At 47.5% G+C, this 15985-nt stretch carries 9 protein-coding genes; 3 read left to right on the forward strand and 6 right to left on the reverse strand.

Annotated elements, in window-relative coordinates; genetic code table 11:
* Window positions 1-11 precede the first annotated feature (11 nt).
* On the forward strand, window positions 12-899 hold the full coding sequence (locus tag KD145_RS31700) for an SH3 domain-containing protein (protein WP_212003791.1): 888 nt from the start codon (window positions 12-14) through the stop codon (window positions 897-899).
* A 98-nt stretch (window positions 900-997) separates the two neighbouring features.
* On the opposite strand, the gene KD145_RS31705 is transcribed toward KD145_RS31700, so the two are convergent.
* Window positions 998-1705, reverse strand: coding sequence for a hypothetical protein (locus KD145_RS31705; protein WP_212003792.1), 708 nt, complete (start codon window positions 1703-1705; stop codon window positions 998-1000).
* A gap of 187 nt (window positions 1706-1892) precedes the next feature.
* Window positions 1893-2741, reverse strand: a complete 849-nt coding sequence (locus tag KD145_RS31710) for an AraC family transcriptional regulator (protein ID WP_212003793.1) — start codon at window positions 2739-2741, stop codon at window positions 1893-1895.
* Between the two features lie 134 nt (window positions 2742-2875).
* Here KD145_RS31710 and KD145_RS31715 point away from each other — a divergent pair, with 134 nt between their 5' ends.
* Both KD145_RS31715 and KD145_RS31720 read left to right on the forward strand, forming a co-directional pair.
* On the forward strand, window positions 2876-3892 hold the full coding sequence (locus KD145_RS31715) for an NAD(P)-dependent alcohol dehydrogenase (protein ID WP_212003794.1): 1017 nt from the start codon (window positions 2876-2878) through the stop codon (window positions 3890-3892).
* 161 nt (window positions 3893-4053) lie between these two features.
* Window positions 4054-8076 (forward strand): MBG domain-containing protein, encoded by a 4023-nt coding sequence (locus KD145_RS31720; RefSeq protein WP_212003795.1) that lies wholly within the window; start codon window positions 4054-4056, stop codon window positions 8074-8076.
* 1 nt (window position 8077) lies between these two features.
* Here KD145_RS31720 and KD145_RS31725 read toward each other — a convergent pair whose 3' ends face one another.
* The 4 genes from KD145_RS31725 to KD145_RS31740 all read right to left on the reverse strand — a co-directional run bounded on the left by KD145_RS31725 (window position 8078) and on the right by KD145_RS31740 (window position 15957).
* The gene (locus KD145_RS31725; RefSeq protein ID WP_212003796.1) at window positions 8078-9670 is read right to left on the reverse strand and encodes a fibronectin type III domain-containing protein; all 1593 of its coding nucleotides are present in this window, start codon (window positions 9668-9670) and stop codon (window positions 8078-8080) included.
* Window positions 9671-9674: 4 nt separating this feature from the next.
* Window positions 9675-11168 carry a RagB/SusD family nutrient uptake outer membrane protein gene (locus KD145_RS31730; protein WP_212003797.1) on the reverse strand — a complete coding sequence of 498 codons (1494 nt, stop codon included), beginning with the start codon at window positions 11166-11168 and terminating at the stop codon, window positions 9675-9677.
* Between the two features lie 18 nt (window positions 11169-11186).
* Window positions 11187-14564, reverse strand: a complete 3378-nt coding sequence (locus tag KD145_RS31735; protein ID WP_212003798.1) for a TonB-dependent receptor — start codon at window positions 14562-14564, stop codon at window positions 11187-11189.
* 262 nt (window positions 14565-14826) lie between these two features.
* Window positions 14827-15957 carry a FecR family protein gene (locus KD145_RS31740; protein ID WP_212003799.1) on the reverse strand — a complete coding sequence of 377 codons (1131 nt, stop codon included), beginning with the start codon at window positions 15955-15957 and terminating at the stop codon, window positions 14827-14829.
* Window positions 15958-15985: the final 28 nt, after the last annotated feature.

Genomic DNA, 15985 nt, shown 5'->3' on the forward strand with positions numbered 1-15985 from the left:
GAATAGATATCATGAAAAGATTATTATTTGTTTTGTTTGCCTGCTTCAGCCAGGTAGTATTGGCACAGGAAGCCCCTTATTTTGAAGACATGCGTGTATGGTCGTTAAATGGAGAGGATTCGGTCCGCCATATTTTTGCCGATACCGCTTTTATAAGAATCAGTCCGGATACCCGCCAGCTCCCCATTGATACCTTATTGGCCGGCGACGATGTCACCATTACACAGATAACTGATAAAAGCCTTACGCTGAAAGGCCTCAAAGGTCCGTGGTTACAGGTGAGGTATATAAAAGACGGCATCGCTAAAGATGGATACATCTGGCAAGGCCTGATAGGTTGCTCTCCCATGCGACGTGGCGATGTAAAGTTTATCTATGCAGTAGACCGTCGTGCTGACAGCAGTTATGTACTGGAAGGCACCAAGGAAATCAGCAAACGTTTTCTGATCAGATTAAAAGTAGTACAGAAAGGAAAAATACTGGCTTCCGGCTCCCTTATCACACCTGATGATGAAAGCGCCAGCTATAGCACCGCCAAAGTGATGAGTGGAATGGGGCTCACCGGCGTACAAAATATCATCACCCTTACCTTTAGTGGTGAAGCCTGTGGTATTCCTACCTATGACTATTATTTTGGCTGGACAAAAGAAGGAAAACTGGTCCGCTTCCCTGATAAAACCAATGTGGGTGACGCCGGTGCTTATTATCATTCCGAAACATTTACCTTCCCCAACGAAAAGAATGGAAAACCAGATATGATCGTCTGGAATATGACCACAGAAGAGGCGACAGACAACCTGGATAAGGATGGCAACAACATTATGGCTACTACAGAAAAAGGAGAGAAACAATATGTATGGGACCCTGTAAATGCTAAAGTATCCCTGATCGCGAAATAAGTTTTATCCTAAAAAATAAATAATAGAAAGGCTGGCCGTCAGGCTGGCCTTTTTGATGTTGAGTGCTTAATTCATTTAATATCTGGATAAAAAACATGTTATTTTTTACCGCCATTACCTTTCATGAATTTGTATGCCAGCTTCAGGGAGAGATAGGAGGTATTAAAGTCATCCCCTTTAAAAGTTTGGCTATACCCGTCTTTGAAGGAATAAACACTGCTGGAAAGATAGTTGGAATTAAGCAGCTGAATATGTCCCAGCAGTCCTATGTATAGCGCACTACGGGGAGTGATCCCGATATCAAAACCGGATTCCAGCACGACTGCAGGCACAATCAATTCTCTGTGATATTGCCCGATGTAGGAATCGGTGACTTCTCCTGTGATGGGATCTGAGAAATATCGATCACTGATCGGTTTGCGATCCTTGGTAAGGTTAAAATCAGCTGAGAGACCGATACCGTATAACCAACGAGTATCATGCCGTACCGGAAGGCTTTTCATCAGCAATAGCGGAAGTTCAGCCTGCAAGTTGTTGACGGTGACATGTGAGTCGAAACGATAGGAGCCCCATAGGAATGAAGGATTGAGGTGCAGGCTGGTGTTTTTATTCAGTTTTTTTTCCAGTGCCAGGCCCGCTTTCAGGGTAAACTTATGGTCAAATCCCTTAAAATCCCTGGTAGGGATATGTTTCGTCCAGCCACCTTCGTAGATGGAGGTTTCTACACTGGCGCCCCAGTTTATCTGGGCGCGGGCTTGCTGCATCCAGCAACAGCAGAAAAGGAAAATGCTGATGGGTTTAAGCATGGTTTTTTTGTTGAAAAATGTTACAGATCAGATTAACAAGGTCTATTCGCTTGCATTTAACCTAAAGTTAAAATGGGAGGGTGTTGTTCTGATCGCATATGCCGCTACCTTTAAATCAGGAAAAGAATAGACGCTGCTTCAATTTTCAAACAATATTATATTTATGCAGTACATAGGCTTATTATCCTCAAGCCTCCTGTTTCTGTCCGTTCCGGATCTGCCGCATGCCTTTGCCATAGTATTTTTTCATCATCCGGTTCATATGACTGCTGTCTGTAAAACCCAGCTCCAATGCAATATTCTGTAAGGATGCATCCGTATAAACAGCGCGTGATTCGGCAATTTTTAACCGGAGCTTCATCACGTAATCCTGAAAGCGTTCGTCGGCATTACGTCTGAAATATTCACTGAAGTAGGTTTCTGCAATATGAAACCGTTGTGACAGATGAGGTACAGAAAGTTTCTCTACATCCAGGATATTAAAGCTGATAAAGTTCAGCAGTTCGGCAAAGCGATCATCACTAAACATACGTCCGCTCAACATCCTTTTCTGCATATTGCGGCAAATAATCGCCAACACAGCCACCAAAGTATTCTGTATGATAAAGGCTGAACAGATATCCTTTTTCTCATATTCATAGAGAATGCTGTCCAACAGGCGTTTTAACTGTGCTTTATCTTCCGGGTCTTTCACCACTTCTCCTGAATGATAGTTGTTATTGCCCAGAATAAAATTCAGCCGGCTGAACCAGCTGCTGTAATCTACATAATCATTCGGGCCAGGTACAAAGTAGGTACCGGTAAAACGAACAAACAGAAAACGGGTAGGTCTGTCTACCTGGTAATAATGGCATTTAGCGGCCGGTAAAAGAAAAATACCGTTTTTATGATAAGGGTGGAGAATATTGTTCACCCGTTGGTGCCCTTCTCCATCCAGGATGTATACCAGCTCAAAGAAGTTGTTTTTCCGGCTTCTTTCCTGCCATTCGTCGTATGCTGCTATTTCCACAGCAAAAGAATCATGTAAAAAATCCATGGTATAAAAATACAGCTATTTTTTACTGCTTTACAGTCCATCCAGGAATGTTACTGTTTTTTCAAATCATTGTACTGCATGTTTTTTCTTCGCTGTTTCACCTTTGTATCATTAAAAACAAAAATGATAAACAGATGAAAGCAGTTCAATTAAAAAGTTTCGGGATAGATCAGTTGGTGGTGGAAGAGCGCGACATACCTGCACTTCAGGCCAATGAAGTATTGGTGAATATTAAAGCCGTGTCTTTAAATTATCTCGACCTGATCATGGTAAATGGCAGTTTTAACAAAAACGTGTCTTTCCCCTATACACCAGCATCAGACGGAGCGGGCGTGGTAACGGCAGTAGGAGCCGGCGTTACCAGATGGAAACCGGGAGACCGTGTGGTGATTCAATATGTGCAGAACTGGACAAAGGGCAGGATAGATGCAGAAAGTAATGCGGTGCGGGTAGGCTGGCAGATACCCGGTGTAATGGCTGAATTTGTCAGTATTCCGGAACATGGGCTGGTGAAGGCACCGGAGAACCTCAGTTTTGAAGAAACGGCCACACTGCCCATTGCAGCGCTTACCGCGTGGTATGCCTTGATAGACCAGGCTGGTCTGCGGCTGGGCCAGACTGTCCTTACCCAGGGCACGGGAGGCGTATCATTGTTTGCCCTGCAGATAGCCAAAGCAGCGGGGGCCAGGGTGATTGCTACTACCAGCAGTGATGAAAAGGCTGCGAAACTCAAAGCGCTTGGTGCTGATGAGGTGATCAACTACCGTCAGTATCCGGAATGGCATCAGCAGGTGAAAGCGCTGACAGGCGGGGAAGGTGTAGATATTACATTGGATGTGGCCGGAGAGCAAACAATCGGCCAGTCACTGTTATCGGTAAAGGAACACGGCTATGTAGGCACAGCGGGTTTTATATCCGGAACAGCGCTGCCACTCGATATCCATCAGCATCGGATCAACATGAACTTCATCCGTATCCAGGGCCTTGCTGTAGGTAGTGCAGAAAGTTTCAATGCCATGAACCGCGCCATCACCATCAACAATATTCATCCTGTAATTGATAAAACCTATACTTTAAATCAGGTACAGGATGCTTACCGGCGGCTGGAATCCGGTCAGCATGTGGGTAAGATCGTGATCTCGCTAGCCTAATCGCAATGAGAGTAATCTCCCTTAGACAAATATTTAACAATAACATTCTACTAAAAAATCATATATTTATCGGTTAATATGCAATTTCAGGCGAAGGAAGAGGGTGTAAATCCTCTTCTTTCGCCATCTGATACCCCTAACCCTGTTCGTCAACGATATTTATGAAACAGCCAAAACATCCGGCTTCACCGGAAGTTAACAGCGTGGTAAAACTGTTTAGAGGCATAGGTCTGATAATACTGTTGCTGTCAGCAGTGCTACAACCTGTAAAAACAAACGCACAGGTAGTGGTGACAGCCACCCAGGGAACATTGGGGCCTACCACCTACCCAACCCTGAAAGCAGCATTCGACGCGGTCAATACCGGCACCCATCAGGGCCAGCTTAACTTGACTATAACAGGCAATACCACTGAAACGGCAACGGCTACACTGAATGCAAGTGGTACCGGTGGTGCAAATTATTCCGATATCAGTATAAAACCGGCAACAGGAACAACACCGGTTGTTTCCGGAATCATCAACAACGCTCCGCTCATAAAGCTGAACGGAGCTTGTAACATATCGATGGATGGATCTAATGGAGCACCGGGTCGTGCACTGATGTTGGTCAATAACGGTATAATGTCCCCCAATGTACTGGTGATAGGCTCTGTTGGTACTACGCCTGTTAAAAATGTGACAGTGGCCAATACTACAATTGTCAATGGTAGTCTGGCTGCCACGGCCGTTATTGCAGCAGATGCCACTGTTATTTCCAACCCCGGCTATTTTAATGACATCTTCCTGTATAATAACGATATACGCCGTGCTTACACAGGTATTTATCTGAACAGTGCCAGCAATACATCAAACAGCAACATACGGATTGAGAACAATGACCTGAATGCCACTGGCACGGATGCACTGCGGTTTGGAGGTATCATGGCGCTGGGTGTAAATGGCCTGACTATCAGTAATAACCGTATCGGAAATTTTGATTCCGGTAATGATGAGTTTGACCGTGGCATATGGTTGAATGTCGGTACCATGAACACCACCGTATCCAATAATACGATCTCGGGAATGAGTTATGCCGGACCTTCCGCCTATGGGCCCATCGGTATTACTATTTCCTGCAACACATTAAATGCAGGTATCTCCATTACAGGTAATACCATTACGGATCTTACCAGCAACGGCTTTTTTCAGCCAATGGGCATTTTCCAGTATAGTACACTTTCGGGGGTAACCATTAGCAACAACCGGATCAGCAGTATCAAAAACAAGAATATGGGGATTGCCGGTGCGTCGGGGATTATGTTGGTATGCAATAACGCTGATGCTGCAACCAGGGTTTATAACAATTTTATATGGGATATTACTTCAGCGGGTTATGACGGTTTTCAGATTAATCATAACGGGAATGGCATTGTGATAGACAAAGGAGGAGGTTATGATATAGATTTTAATACGGTGGCATTGAACACCAATCCGTCTTCGACAGGTGCGCACAAAGCAGCCTGTTTGCTGATAACCGGTAATGTAAACACAACGGGAAGTATCAATATCAGGAATAATATCTTTGCCAACCTGCAAACCATTGGTGATGCAAACAGCAGGCTGGCTGTAGCTAACCGGGCCAGTACCGGAGCGGCTGTTTTCGGTACCATCGATTATAATGACTATTACAGTGAGAGTGGGAATCTGGGCGCCACCACCGCGTCGCTTGTCACCAGCCTGGCGGCTTTGCAAACCAGTTTGGGCGGAAATACGCATTCCATCAATGTTAAACCGGTATTTGCGGGTGCCAATGACCTGCATCTTACTACCGCCAATATTTCCATTGATAACAAAGGCACGCCGCTTGCAGGCATTACCGATGATATTGACGGAGAGCTGCGCAGCACTACTGCACCAGACCCCGGGGCAGATGAAGTGGTAATATGTCCTGCTGTCACCATCACAACTCAACCCACTGCGCAAACGGTTTGCGAAAACAAAACCACCAGCTTCAGCGTGGCAGGTACCAATGCCAACATCTTTCAATGGCAGGTAAACACCGGCAGTGGTTTTACCGATGTTCAGGATGACGCCAACTACAGCGGCGCCACTACGGCCGTTCTTACACTGACAGGCATCCCTGCGGGATTCGATGGCTATAACTATCGTTGCGTGGTGAATAGTAAAACCGGATGCCCGGCTATTAATACTAACGAGGTTATGCTTTCGGTCAATAAAAAGAAAACAGCTGTTGAAAATATTACCATCTGCAATAGTCAGCTGCCTTACACCTGGAATGGACAAAGTATTACAGCCGGTGGTAATGCCATTGCCACCTATACCACCGCCTCTTTGCTGAATGGCTGCGACAGTACTACTACTCTCAACCTGACTGTTAACATGGGGGCCGCTGTTACAAGTCAGCCGGCCAGCAGCACCATCACATTTGGCGACAACACCACCTTTAGCGTAACAGCATCCGGCAGTGGCACCATTGTGTATCAATGGCAGGAAGATACGGGCAGCGGATTTGTGAACCTCGCAGATGGTGGTGTATATAGTGGCACTGCCTACACTATACTAACCCTCACCAATCCACCTGCCAGCATGAATAATTACCGCTACCGCTGTGTGGTAACCGATAACTGCGCGACTACTACCAGCACTGCAGTGGTGTTAACGGTCAACAAAAAGCCCCAGGTTCTTCAGTTCTCCTCCGTAACCAATGGAGGTACTGTGATTGTTACTTATGGAGATCCCGCCACAGACGGGTCCGCAACAACTTCTTCCGGATTGAATGTAACGTATGTCAGCAGTAACACAGCTGTAGCTACCGTAGCAGCCAACGGACAAGTGACGATTTTAGCTGCCGGCACCGCTGTTATCACCGCATCACAAACGGGTAATGGTAACTACCTGGCCGCCGCTGATATCAGCTTTACATTGCAGGTCAATAGAAAAACAGTAACAGTTACAGCTACTGTTCAAAATAAAACTTATGGGGATCCGGATCCTGTACTGACCTTTAATGTGGCGCCGGCATTAATAGCAGGAGATGTATTCACCGGCACACTAATCCGTACAGCGGGAGAAAACGTTGGCGTATATACGATTTTGCAGGGATCACTTGCCTTAAACAATAACTATACATTAAATTATAACAATGGCAACCTGAACATCCTGAAAAAAGATCTGACCATTCGGGCTGATGATTTGTCAAGACCTTACAATACAGCTAATCCCATATTGACGATGACTTATAACGGCTTTGTTAGTGGGGATAATGAAACGGCCATTGCTATACCTGCCATCGCAACTACTGCCACCATCAGCAGCCCGCCGGGCACTTATCCGATTCAATTAACCGGTGGAGCTGCTGTCAACTATAATCTGATACTGACCAATGGTACATTGACCGTAGAAAATATACAGCTGCTGATTATACAGCAGCCCGCAGATCAGGAAATATGTGCCGGCGCCACCGCCCGGTTTAGTACGTCCGTTACCGTTATCCCTTCAACATTGGCTGTTTCCTATCAATGGCAACGGAGCGGAGACGGTGTCACCTGGAGGGATATTCCCGGTGCCACTATGCCGGATTATGCTACTACTGGCCGTATCAGCCAATACCTCCGGTGTATGGTGGCGACTTCTGGAGTGACCAGTTATACCAACACTGTTTATTGCCGGATATTGCCCTCGCCTGTTATTACGGCCACCAAATCCAATGATATCAGTTGTGCCGGCAATGTAGCAAGGCTGATGGCTGCAGGGGCTTTGCAATATCAATGGTCACCGGCTACGGGATTGAGTAATATTGATACGAACAATCCGTTTGCTGCACCGGCTGCTACGACTACTTATACGGTGGTGGGCACAGCAGCCAACGGTTGTTCAGGTACAGCAGCTATTATACTGCTGGTGAGCCCTGTCCGGTATGAAGTGCCGAATGCTTTTACACCTAACGGAGATGGCAGGAATGACTGTTTCGGGGTGCGTTACTGGAAAGATGTCAGCAGGTTTGAGTGTAGTATCTATAACAGAGCGGGGCTGCTGGTGTTTTATTCCAACAACCCCGCTCTGTGCTGGGACGGCGGCTACAAAGGACAGCAGCTGCCTGCAGGTGCTTATGTGTATGTTATCCAGGCAGTCACCTCCTGCGGGCCGATAACACAAAAAGGCAGTGTATTGCTGATAAGGTAAATCATTTACCCGCTTTACTGATAGTCACATCATCCAGTACAATGGCTTCTTTGCCTGTATTTTTGAAGTAGATGCGGACCGTTTTCATATTGTTGCCATATTCTTTACCCGTTTTGAAACGGAGTTGCTGCTGGCTGAAATGGGCTTTGCCGGCATGTGTTTGCGCAGCGGCCTGTTGCAGTTCACCAGTGACCAGTTTTACATTCTCCACAGCTGCATATAACGGACTGTTACCGTTTTGCCAATAGGAGAGCTGGTAGTCGGTGTTGTTGTTTAAGTAAACATATTGTTCCATTTCCTGGCCGGGTTGAAGAGACAGTCCATGCAAACCATTTCTTTTTTTATCAGTGGCCAGGGTACCGGTGCCTTCCCAGGGGAGCAGGCTGGTATTGGCTTCAAATCCGGGGTTGGGCAGTTCATTGTTGCCTTCCAGTGGCCACTGGTACCCGCGGATATAATCCACTTCCATGTTAACGCTACCGCCTGCGCCGTAGCTGCCGAGGAACACGTTCATAAAGTGGTTGGGTGAATAGATCTGGTGTTTGTCAGTATAGGCTTTGATCAGCTTGCCATTGATGTAATGTTTGATGCTGTTGGGTGTCCAGAGAATGCCGTGAACGACCCAATTATCTTTATGCTCAAAGCCTTCTGCGATATGTGTGGCGAGGTTATGTACGAACTGGCCTTTTTTGTCAACATGGCCATGCAGTACAAACTGGGCATCCAGGTTTTCGAATACATCGATCTCAAATACCTGTCCTTTGGGACGTACGCCGCTGGTGCCTTCCAGGGTAGTGCCTTCCTGCAGGTAATACTTCAGGTCAGGGCCCGGAGAGTCGAACCAGTAAGCCGTGTTTAATCCCTTTGGCTGACCACTGGCACTGCGTTTTACCCTCACTTCAAAGTAGCCGCCACGGCTGTTGTCGAGCAGGTTTTCATTGGTACGCCAGTCATAGGTCTGGATAGAAGAGATCTTTCTGCCATTGGAAGGGTAGAAGACTTTTGCCGGCAGTGAATCATTGGTAAAAATGTTGATGGAGTGGCCGGTCAGCTGATAGGCTGCTTCAGGAAGCAGGCCAGCCCGCATTTCCTGCAGGTTATCTTTTCGTAAGAAGTCGATATTGGAATAGTAGGTAGTATGCCACTTGTTTCTGTCAAGTAGTTCATCATTAAATTCATCCTGCCAGAAGATCGTCATACCTTCAGGTACGGCTGAAGAGCAGGGGATGTCCGGATGACGCGCAGCAGCGGTGTCCAGGCTCCATTGGGTGGTGGTGATGACAGACCCCTGCAACGCCTTACTTTTTTCACGGTTATTAAAGGCTTCCACCCATACATGGTACAGCGTTTTTTCCTTTACCTGCTGAATATAAAAATGGCTGGCATTAGCCGGCAGAGTGACAGAAGGTGTACCGGGTTTCTGTTTGGTGGCAGACCAGTAAACATGATATCCGGTTTCATTGTCTGCATTGTCTTTCCAGCTCAGTTTGATCCAGCTACGTGTCCCTTTCGTCATCAGGGCTGTGGGCGCTGGAATTTCCTGCGCCCACAAACCTGATGATGTTAAAAGTAATAAATAAAAAAGTCGCTTCATATCACTAGTTATATCCCTCATTTTGTTTGATAACCCCGTTGCTCTGGGTAATCACTGTTCTGGGCAAAGGTAATAATACCTTGTAAGCCTGTGCAGTCGTAGAGCCGTCGTTGATGGCCCTTTGTATAAACAGGTTCCAGCGGATCAGATCATCTTTTCTCCATCCTTCTCCCCAAAGCTCAAACAAACGTTCGTCCTGAATACGTGCCAGGAACTGATCTTTAGCCAAACCGGCCGGCAACTCGCTGAGGCCCGCTCTGGCCCTCACAGCATTGATAGCATCATATGCCTGCTGGGTAGGAGCACCATTAACTTCATTGATACATTCTGCCAGCATCAGCAATACATCAGCATAACGATAGATCGGAAAATCGACGCTGCTGTTCTGTGAATTGGCCCTGGAAGGATCTGGCGCAAATTTCATGGGAATAGCTCCCAGCGCGCCGGATGTCCTGGCGTTTTTGTAGATCACCTTACCATCCGGTGTTTTACCGGAGGGATAAGACTCCAGCAGCACTTTGAGACGTTTATCTTTTTTATCAAATTTATCGTAGGAAGACCAGGGCATTTTATAACCACCCCATGCGGTAAGCGGGATGCCGGTTGAATCCACATAGTCGGAAGGAAGGGCATGGGCCAGCCACATGTTGGAATACTGGTCGCCACCGGAAGAAGAACACACTACTGCGAGGATCATTTCAGCGGAGCTACCTCCTTTGCTGGCAGTGCTGAAATTGTCTTCATAATTGGACAGCAGGCTATATCCCATTTTGGTGATATCCTGTCCGGTATTGAGTGCATCGCTCCATTTTTTCTCGTGCATGTACAGCTTCATCAAACCGGTGAGGGCTGCAGCCTTGGAGAAACGGCCGTAATCCTTGCCTGTGAATTTGTCGGGGAGGACTGCTGCCGCATCTTTGTAATCCTTTTCAATCTGTGCTACCACTACATCTTTGGTAGGTCTTGGCACATAGGGCGCATTAGGGTTTGCCGCTATTTTAGGATCTGTGATGATGGTGAAAGGACCGTAGTTGAAATACAGCATCTCTGCATAATGAGCTCTCAGCGCTTTCAGCTCTCCGATATATCTTTTCTTCAGGTCTGTATCGATCTGCATCTTATCCATTTCATCCAGGCTGATGGTGATCCGGGAGATGTAGGGCGTGTAGCGTTCATAGTTATGCGTTACCCAGCCGAAGTCGGGTGTATAGTTCAGGTCGCGCAGTGGTATCCAGTTGCCGCCCCAGGAGCATACACCTTCGTCAGTAGTCATCATGGCCTGAGTGCGCCAGCCGTAAGTGCCGGCATCCCAGCCACCCTGCCAGTCGGCGCCACCGGCGAGTCCTGTATAAGCTGCGTTAACAGCAGCCACGGCGCCTTCGGTAGTGCTCACCACCGAAGAGAGGTCACCATAACTTGTATTTTTCAAATCTTTTTCACATGCGCTGAAAGCAGCGAGGCCTCCCAGCAAAACGAGTCGATGATATATGTTTTTCATGATTCTCCGGTTAATTGATTAGAAGGATACATTGATGCCAAATACATAACTTTTTACGAGCGGATAGAAGTTCTCCGGATCCAGCTCAGGATCAAGTCCCGGGTATTTGGTGATGGTAAATGGATTCTGTACATCGAATGAGAAACGGACAGCAGAAAACACTTTTTGTTTTTCCAGCACTTTGCCTGGCAGCGCATAACCCAGGGTGATGTTGCGGCAGCGCAGGAATGATGCGTTGGCTAACCAGTAGCTGGCTTCATTCTGGAACTGGGAGTAGGAGCCGTCTGTCAGGGATGTAGGGAAGTTTCCGTTTGTGTTTTTGAAGTTCCAGCGATCGGAAGATACCGGCATAGCATTAAAGCCAAAGGCATTCATGGTATTTTCTGTAATCCTGCCGGACAGATACGGAGACCATTTTTTCTGTACCATTCCGGAGAGGAAAATGCTCAGGTCAAAATTTTTATAGGAGAACTGGTTACCGATACCGAAGTTAAAACGAGGGTCCTGGTTGCCCAGGTAGGTCCTGTCGGCCTCTGTGATGGTGCCGTCGGGGCCAACGAGGTTGCCGGAGCCATCATAACCATGTCTGTCTTCCAGGATAAGGCCTCCGGGCAGCATGCCAGGCATATGTGCCGGTGCGGAGCCTTTATCGCCTTTATAGATACCGTTGGAGATATAACCAAAGATAGGGCTGAACAGGGCGCCTTTACCAGTAGCTATTTCATATGGTTTGAGTATACTTCTGGCCTCCGGAGAACGTTCTACCCAATAGTTGAGGTAATGGGAGAAATTGAGGGAGGTGGACCAGGTGAAACCTTTGTCAGATACGATGTTTCTGGTCTGCAGGCTGATCTCATAACCAGTAGATCTTGTTTTGCCGGCATTGCGGTATACACCATCGATTACAAAACCGGTAGGGTATTTCACGTAATAGATGAGATGACCAATAGTCTTATTGTAGTAGTCTACTGAGCCGGTAATCCGGTTGTTAAACAAACCGAAGTCAATACCGGTGTTCAGCTCCCCGGCGGTTTCCCAGGTCAGATTACGGTTTTCATCGCGTGCCAGTACCAGACCGGAGTTAAGGTTGCCGGAACCAAAGTAGGGACTTTGGGAAGTGTTGTACAATTTGTTGGCGGCTGCACCGAAGTTACTGTTGCCGGTTTCTCCGTAGCCAGCCCTCAGTTTCAGGAAGGAGAGGGCATTGAGTGAACGCATAAACGGTTCATCGGAGAGCACCCAGCCTGCAGATACGCCGGGGAAGTAGCCCCATTTTTTGTTGTCAGCGAAAACAGAGGAGCCATCACGACGGATAGACGCCTGTAAAGTGACGTTGCCTTTAAACGTGTAGATGGCCCTGGCAAAGTAGGAAGCCCATATGGTTTCTGATTTATTGGAACCTACAGAGGGTTTGATAGCCTGACCGGCGTTGAGGTCATAATAGCCGGACACATCGGAGAGGAAACCCTGGTTGGCAGCATTAAAACGTTCCCAGCCTGATTTCTGATAGCTGTAGCCAGCTACTGCACTGATGCTGTGTTTGTCAGATAATGTTTTGTTATAGGCAAGGGTATATTCCAGCAGGCTGGACTTGGCTTCTGATTGGGCAATGCTGGCAGATCCGTTTACCTGGGCACCATAGTAGAAAGTGCGGGGCAGGTAGGTAGATCTTTTGGAGTTGGAGTTATCAAAGCTGAAACGCGCGTTGGCTTTCAGTCCTGGAATGATGGTCCATTCGCCATAGGCACTGCTCAGTATCCGGTTGGTAACGGTCTGGTCTGTGACAGTGGCGTAAGACAAAGGATTAGGGATATTAGGATAATAAGGACTTACAGGGTAACTGCCATCGGACAGCTGTAATGGCTGTACTGGTGCCCAGTAGATAGCGGAAGTAATGATACCGCCGTTTTCCAGCACACCTTTGGTAATGGCATTGTTGGAGGTAGAATTGGAAACAATAACGCTGGCGCCTATCTTAATTTTGTCAGATACAACCTGGTCGAGGCTCAGCCGGCCGTTGTAGCGTTTGAAGTCGCTGCCGATGATCACCCCTTTCTGATTGAAATAGTTGCCGGAAGCATAGTAGGTAGTTTTGCCGTTGCCACCGGAAACGGAGAGGTTGTGCTGCTGCGTGTAGCCTGCACGGGTAATGGCGTCTGTCGCTTTTTCCTTGTTGTTGTAGGCTGAGTCTATCTGAGACTGGGAATAGATCGGTTTGTAAGGTGTAATAGTAGAAGCGTCGGTATTACCATAGTAGGGCGCTATTTTATTGTCGCGGTACCACATCTCTTCTTTCAGCAGGTTACGCTGCTGCATGTAATCTGCGGCGCCGTACACCGGATACATTTTATCCACGTTCTGAGCGCCGTAGCTGCCGGTATATTCCACTTTGGCTTTACCGGAATTTCCTTTTTTGGTGGTGATGAGCACCACGCCGGCACCAGCTCTGGCACCGTAAATGGAGGCGGCGCTGGCATCCTTCAGGAATTCGATAGAGGCGATATCATTTGGATTGATAAAGTTGAGTGGAGACTGATCTGCGCCACCATCGCCGTATTTGGTGCCGGTTCCGGGCTGTACGGGAGCGTCGCTGATAGGCACACCGTCTACTACGTACAGTACACCTGCATTGGCAAAGGAAGGGTTACTTCTGATCTGTACTTTAACACCTGCTCCCGGCTGGCCGGTAGGCTGAACCACCTGTACGCCGGAGGCTTTACCCTGTAAGGCAGACTGGAAGCTGGATGCAGCGCTGATGTTAAGGTCTTTGCCTTTAACGGTGGTCACCGCACCTGTCAGGTTCTTTTGTTTTACAGTGCCGTAACCGATTACGACTACGTCTGTCAGGCTGTTGGTAGACTTCTTCATCCGGATTTCGATAGTAGCCTGGCCGTTGTAGATGATTTCCTGTGAATCAAAACCAACGGAGCGAACGGTGATGATGTCGCCTTTGTTGAGGTCCAGGGTAAACGCACCGTCTACATTGGAGATAGCACCTTTTTGGGTGCCTTTGATCGCTACGCTGACGAAAGGCAGGGGAACACCTTCTTCATCAGTTATTTTTCCGTGTACGGTGGCCAGGGTGGCAGTCACAACCGATGTACTCTTTCTCCTGATCGTGATTTCCTTGCCTTCGATCTGGTAAGTGAGCGGCTGACCTTCAAAGATATCTTTTAAAGCATCATTCAGCGGAGCATTCACCAGTGATACATTCACGGGGTTGGCCGCGTTGATATGGTCTTTTACATAAAAGAAATTGTATCCTGTCTGATTTCTAAGTTGGCGGAGGACAGTTACGAGCGAAGCATTTTTTTCAGAGAGTGTGACCTTTTGAGCACTGGCGGCAGCACACAAACTGATAAAAGCGGTAAGCATTAGCGTGGTGGTGATTCGCATGAGAACCATGATTTTTGAAGACCGGCAATAGTTCGCCCTGCCTCCTTTGTAAAGAAGGTGTAATTTCATACCTTTACTGGCTTTGGTTTTAATTAGATACTCGACTTTGATTGAAGCCTTACAAGTAACGTGGAAGTGCTTCCTCACTTTCACGTTTTTCTTTGGTAAGGGAAAATGATGACTGTTTAATTCATAATGCGCGGATTTAATTGTTCACTGATAATAGTTGTTCACTGATTAATAAATGGTCACTGTTGTAATATCAATATTGGCTTACATATATCTTCTGCTGTTCTATCCTGAATTTTAACAGACCCGCCTGTTGTATGGTGTGTAATACTTTAGATACATTTTCGAAGCGTGAAATAGTCCCTTCCATCCCATTGGTGGGAATGTTACCTTCATAGATCACTTCTACGTCATACCAGCGGGCTATTTTACGCATCACCTCATAAATGTTTTCATCATTAAATTCGAAGTAGCCGTTCTTCCAGGCTACAATGCCTTCCGTGGAAACCTTTGTTATGTTAAGTGTTCCGTTGGCGCTGCTGATCGCTTGCTGCCCCGGTTGCAGTACTTTCTGATCGTTTATTTTAATGGCGCCTTCCAGCAGGGTGGTTTTGGCAAAAGGTTCATCCGGGTAGTTGTTGACATTAAAATGGGTACCCAGTACTTTGATATTCTGCCGGTTGGTACGTACCACAAAGGGATGTGCCGGATCACTAGGTACTTCAAAGTAGGCTTCCCCGTTCACTTCTACCTGGCGGGTGTTCATGCCGGCAAAGGAGGTGGGGAAGGTCAGTGTGGTAGAAGCGTTTAGCCATACCCGTGTGCCATCGGGGAGGGTGATCTGGTATTGTTCTCCCCTTGCAGTGCTCAGGGTATTGTATTGCGGAGCGGCAGTTGTTCCGGCGGATACAGGCCGGTATTCCAGTGTGCCATCCGCTGTTTTGGTGATTTCCGCTCCGGTCTGTGCTGCCAGTTTCCCTTGTTGTACGTCGGCCAGTAGTATTTTTTTGCCATTGGCTAAGATGAGGGTAGCGGTATTTTTTCCGGAGGGAACATCGTGTGATAGCGCGGCAACAGCGGAGGGTGCAGCAGGTGTGACTTGTCTGTCGCCGGAATGCCTGAAAAAGAGCACGCTGCCGGCGATGACACCGGTGAGCAGGGCGGCTGCAGCGATGCGCCAGCCTACTACCTTTGGCTTGGGGGCAAGGCCTGTCTGCTGCCGGATTTTTTTCCATGTCCGGGATTCCTGGCCGGCGAGGTCATTGATCTCCGGTTCCTGTTCCTGCATGGCGTCGCACCAGGCGTTATATACCGCCAGATCTTCGTCTGTGGCCGTATTGCTGGTGATACGATCTATGATGTCGGCTAAGCGTTCTTTGTCCATAAAAAGGCCTGTTATCTCCCTGTTGTAT

Origin of the sequence: Chitinophaga sp. HK235, from assembly GCF_018255755.1 — a bacterium.
Lineage (GTDB): Bacteria > Bacteroidota > Bacteroidia > Chitinophagales > Chitinophagaceae > Chitinophaga.